5 protein-coding genes are annotated in these 5,176 nt (G+C 44.6%); all 5 read left to right on the forward strand.

Annotated elements, in window-relative coordinates; translation table 11 throughout:
- The first annotated feature begins 587 nt into the window (after nt 1-587).
- The 5 genes from HDT10_RS05235 (at nt 588) to HDT10_RS05255 (ending at nt 4,680) form a co-directional block, all read left to right on the forward strand.
- Complete coding sequence (locus HDT10_RS05235) at nt 588-1,070, forward strand: hypothetical protein (RefSeq protein ID WP_290880806.1); 483 nt, start codon at nt 588-590, stop codon at nt 1,068-1,070.
- Complete coding sequence (locus HDT10_RS05240) at nt 1,052-2,725, forward strand: relaxase/mobilization nuclease domain-containing protein (protein ID WP_290880808.1); 1,674 nt, start codon at nt 1,052-1,054, stop codon at nt 2,723-2,725. Before HDT10_RS05235 ends, HDT10_RS05240 begins: the two co-directional genes overlap by 19 nt.
- 208 nt (nt 2,726-2,933) lie before the next feature.
- The gene (locus HDT10_RS05245) at nt 2,934-3,749 is read left to right on the forward strand and encodes a hypothetical protein (RefSeq protein ID WP_290880810.1); all 816 of its coding nucleotides are present in this window, start codon (nt 2,934-2,936) and stop codon (nt 3,747-3,749) included.
- Between the two features lie 334 nt (nt 3,750-4,083).
- On the forward strand, nt 4,084-4,407 hold the full coding sequence (locus HDT10_RS05250) for a type II toxin-antitoxin system Phd/YefM family antitoxin (protein ID WP_290880812.1): 324 nt from the start codon (nt 4,084-4,086) through the stop codon (nt 4,405-4,407).
- A 3-nt stretch (nt 4,408-4,410) separates the two neighbouring features.
- Complete coding sequence (locus HDT10_RS05255) at nt 4,411-4,680, forward strand: Txe/YoeB family addiction module toxin (RefSeq protein ID WP_290880815.1); 270 nt, start codon at nt 4,411-4,413, stop codon at nt 4,678-4,680.
- Nucleotides 4,681-5,176 lie beyond the last annotated feature (496 nt).

Genomic DNA, 5,176 nt, shown 5'->3' on the forward strand with positions numbered 1-5,176 from the left:
AGAAATTCGCCCGTAGGCATCCTCTTTGACACTCATCGCAAAAAAACTATCACTCCTTTTGCGCCAAAAGACTGTCGTGCAGATGACAGAATTTTGACACAGGCATCCTAAACACCTGCTGTGGAATAAACGACATGCGGAACAAAATTGCAACCCCGCAGGGGAGGGGGTCGAGGGGGAACTGGACGCGTAGCGCCTAGTTCCCCTCGCAAGCAAGAGTTGAACACTGTAGGTGCTCAACTCTCTGCTTGCATTCATCTACAAAATATGATAAAATAAGAATTGAACTTATTAATATAAACGTCATTTTGTATGGAAGAATGCGTAGGTGTGGAGACATATATCTGGCATGGGGCTCTATATGTGTGGGGACATAGTTTGGGTATAAGAAAAAAGCGTGTATGTGCAGGGGCATATATCCGGCATGGGCTCTATATGTGTGGGGACATAGTTTGGGTATAAGAAAAAAGCGTGTATGTGCGGGGACATATACATTATATGTTTTCACAAATATATTTAGGGCTGGCCGCTTTCCCCTATTGCCCGATGCCGGGAGGCGGCGGGCAATATAAATAAGGAGGTTTAATATGAGCTATAAGCGTAGCAAGAAGCCAGCATTGAAGCCCATGACAATACGGTTTTCAATCGAATCATGGGGTGCGATTGAGGACATGGCAAAGAAATATGGCATCAACAAAACAGAACTTGTACGAATGGCCGTTACTGGAAATCTGGCCCGTTACCTTGGGAGTATCCGTATCATCGACGAGGGGCAAGCGTCGGAGATAAAGGAACTGATAAAGTCTCTGCTTGACGAAATATCGGTGGTAAAAATGGAGTTGCATCGTATCGGCATAAATTATAATCAAGAGATCAGGTTAGAACAGATAAAGCGCAAATATGCGAGTCAGGGAATGGATTTTTATGACATTGAACAGAAGCGCAAGGAAATACAATCTGTGAAATCGGAATGCAAGGATTTTTCCAAAGAGGACCTTGACATCCTCATATCCCGTTATGAAAATGCCACGAAACAGGTAGGTGAAATCTTATGCCGTATTCTCACATAACCCGGACAGCGTTCGGAGCCGACGCAATAGCATACGCGAGGGGAAACGGCAAAGGCCATAACGGTGCGGAAGTACGGAACGAGTATATAGCAGGTGTCAATATGCTGCCCGATAACGTGGTCTCGTTCGAGCGGCAAATGCAGCCGTTCTGGGATCGGGCGCACCTCCGGCATACTACACAGGTCGACCGCTATATCGTTTCCTTTGCCCGTTCCGAGCTGAACCCGGATGAAGCGGAGGACTGCATGAAAGGGCTTGCCATTGGGTGCGAGATTGCGCGGAAGAACGCCCCAGATAACCAGTCCGCTGTGTTCCTACAGAAAGACGGCAAGGGGGGCTTGGTACACTTGCACATAATCACTAATGATGTAAATATGTCGGACTACCGGGGCATAAACCCGTCGGCATATGCCCACTTCCACTTCCGGAAAATTGTTGACGAGGTATGCCAGCAGTATTTCGATCTTGCCAAACCGGAAATGCAGCCGGAAAAGGTCAACCAATCCGTTCGGGGTGCCCGCGCCAAGAACGAGCAAATCAGGGCCGCTAACGAACTGGAACGGAAACAGGCAACAGAAGAAGGGCGCAAAGTGAACCCAGACAAGATCAGGGCCGAGCGTTACATCTGGCAGGACGATTTACGGGAACGTATCAAAAAGGCAGCAGCGGAAGCCAGGGATGAAGCAGATTTTGCAAGGCAGCTCCGCCTTTCCGGCGTCGAGCTTGTACCGCATGAGCACAAGGACGAAACGGTCACATATCTGCATCCAGCCACAAAGAAGCAGCCACCGCATTACACCTATGAGCTGGTGGACACATCCGGTTTCCCGGACAAGATACCGCCTAACTTGAAATCCAAATCCTACAAGCTGGGGGCCAACTACCAGCCGGAAGGAGTAAAAAAGCTGTTCGGTACGGAAGCACCATCCTTTCAGGCCGAGCAGCAGGATGAAGCCCCGCCCGTCGTGCTGGAAATGCCGATGCCGTCCTTCTCCACGCCAAGGAAACCGGCGCAGAAGCCCGCGACGGCCACGGAAAAGCCGTCAGAGGACAAGGAAATGGAGGAAGCGAAGCAGCAAGCGGCGTTCGATGCCCTTGCTGTCATGCAGCAGATATACGGTTGGCAAGCTCAGCCACGGACAATAGGGGCAGACGGCAAAGAACATTACGATTTCAAAGAATGGGACAGACAGCTCCAGGAGAAAGACACCGTTTTCGAACAGTTCACCCGCTGGCGTGTCGCCCGCCGGAAGGAGTTAGCAAAAGACGGCCTAAAACTGCCGCCAATTTACGCCAAGGACAAAGTGACAGGCCATGTCTCCGTGGTCCGTTCCGAGCTGGAAACGCAATTCCGGGACTTCTTGGAGCGGCGGGATCACCCAGAGAAGTATGCCGTCCAAGAGCAGCCGGAACAGGCCGCACCGATGCCAATGGAACAACACCATGAAAAACCGGAGCAGCCTGCGCTGGTGAAGCCAACACGGGCAAAGCAGCAGGCCAAACCGGAAAAACCATCCCAAGCGGAACTGGAGCGGCAGGAAGTCGCGGCCCAACGCAGCGTCTTATTCGAGGAAATGCAGCGTTTACTTGCTGCAAAAGAACGCCGATGGAAAGAGCAGGAGGACGAGGAAGAAGATACCGTAGTCAAAAATTGAAACATCTGAAAACATTTTAAGTCATCAACTACCAGTTGAGCTGGTGGCTGATGACTTTTAAATTATAACTTATTATTGTAATACATATGTATTACATTGTAATGTATTGTAATATTATTTATATATCTTGACTTTCTTGAACATATATGATACTATGTAATACATATTAAATACATCGTAGTGTATTGTATTATAAGGAGGATAGGTCATGGCAGATGGAAGGGAATTAAAGCCAAAATCATTTCGGATTGACGATGAAACCGCCGAAAAATTTAAGGAGATATCGGGCATTATTGGCGGCAACCAGCAGGAAACACTTGCAAAACTCATAGAGGCATTTGAGTTCCAGTCCGGCAAGGCAGTGCTGACTGACAAAAAAACAGATATAGAGCAATTTGAGAAGTATGTGTCCGCCCTTACCAGGATGTTCATGGGAAGCCTGGAAGACAACCAGAACATAACCGAAACAGTACGGATGGAATTTGACGCACTCTTAAAATCCAAGGATACAACCATTCAGAACCTGCAGGAGGAATTGAAAAAGTCAAAGGATCAGCGTGAGCTGGCCATTGCCGATGAAAAGCAACAGGCTGATGAATGTTCCCGGCTAAAAAGTGAATTGATGGGCTATGCGGAGAAGGTGAAGGACTTGCAGACAGCATTAGCAGATAAGGATAGCCTTAACAAAGCCTTAACTGATTCCTGCAATGATCTAAAAGCAAAGATAGGGAGCATGGAGGGAGGAGCAGCCCAGGCTATAAAACTCCAAGAAGAGGTAGAGAGGCTACAAGCGGAGAATGCAAGCCTTAAGCAGGCTATGTTAGCACAGACGGAACAGGCTCAAATTGAAATGGAGAAAGCATTGCTTAAGCAGGAAAAAGACTTCCAGAGGCGGTTAAGCGAAGAAACGGACAGATACAGCCAAAGACTGTTTGAATTGCTTGGAAAAATTCCTGTCGGAAAGCTTGCAGAAGAATCTCAACCAGAGAAGGAAGCGGCTGGAAAAAAAGTTGAAGGAAACTGAAAGAGCCATCCCCCTTCACCGAGTAAAACATAAAAATTTAAAGAGAAAAAAGATTAAATGTACCATTCAAAAAATGTAAAAACTCTGCAAGCATTGATTTTACTGGATTTTTGATTAAAACATTTGTTCACCTAGTGTCTGTGTGATACTTTAATAATACTATTAACAATACTACTGACTATATGATTATCAATCATTCTTTCTGATGGAACGAGAGAAAGAAAAAACACATGGTACAATATTCTGATTGACACAGTTGCATACTTTAAATATAATAAAGATACAATAAAAAATACGAAAAAACGTATGTTTTTAGAAAAGAGGGCATAAAACTATGTTAGCGGTAAAATCTATAAACATCAGGGATAACTTCAAAGAATGGTGCGACAAAATCAGTATGGGTGAAACAGTTGTTATCTCAAGGCCACGAAACCAAAACATATACATGATTAACGAAGCTGAATACAATGCCTTGCAGAAAGCAAAGCGAAACGCTGAATACCTTGCAATGATCGAAGAAAGCGAAGAGCAGTTTAGAAAAGGCGATACCATTTCTTTCACACTGGAAGAACTGAAAGAAATGGAAGCTGAGGATTGGAAGCCAAGCGACCGAATACTTGAATTTGAAAGAAAGCACGGGATACAAAGGCAAGGTTAAAAAATGGCTGATTTTTCATTTACGGAGAAAGGATGGGAGCATTACCTGTACTGGCAGACACAGGATCGTAAAACGCTAAAGAAAGTAAATAGCTTAATAGCGGATATCAAACGGAATGGAGCGTTGCAGGGCATAGGGAAACCAGAACTGCTAAAGCATGGTAAATCAGGGCTATACAGCAGGCGGATAGACGAAGCGAACCGCCTTGTATATGGCATTGATGAGGCACAGAATATCAGAATCGTATCATGTAAGGGACACTATGAAGATTAAGGAAAAAGGGGAGTTGCAAATAGGCAATTCCCCTTTTTACGTGCCGCAAAGCCTTATTTTATGCCTGAATGGTCAATTTGCACGTTCAGGAACGGTCAATTTGTGCTGACTAAATAAAGCCATTTAAATAAAACCATTCTATTATATTCAGTCTATCTTTCAGGATTAATAGAAAGAAATAACGCCTAAATGTACCATTCAAAAAAATGTAAAAACTCTGCAAGCATTGATTTTACTGGATTTTTGATTCGAATATATGTTTACCCTATAGCACCATATGCCATAGCCCTATGCACAGTATGCCATAACTCTATAGCACAGTATGCCATAGCCCCATGCACAGTATGCCATACTATAACTATATTTATTGAACTAGAACTATATGAATTATATTCAATCAACTTATCAAAACAGAGCGATTGATTGATAATCTCGACAAAAAATACAGAAAAATATATTGCTTTATTTCTTTATATATGATATAGTCTTTATATGG

This window comes from Helicobacter sp., assembly GCF_014799995.1.
Classification (GTDB): Bacteria; Campylobacterota; Campylobacteria; order Campylobacterales; family Helicobacteraceae; genus Helicobacter_D.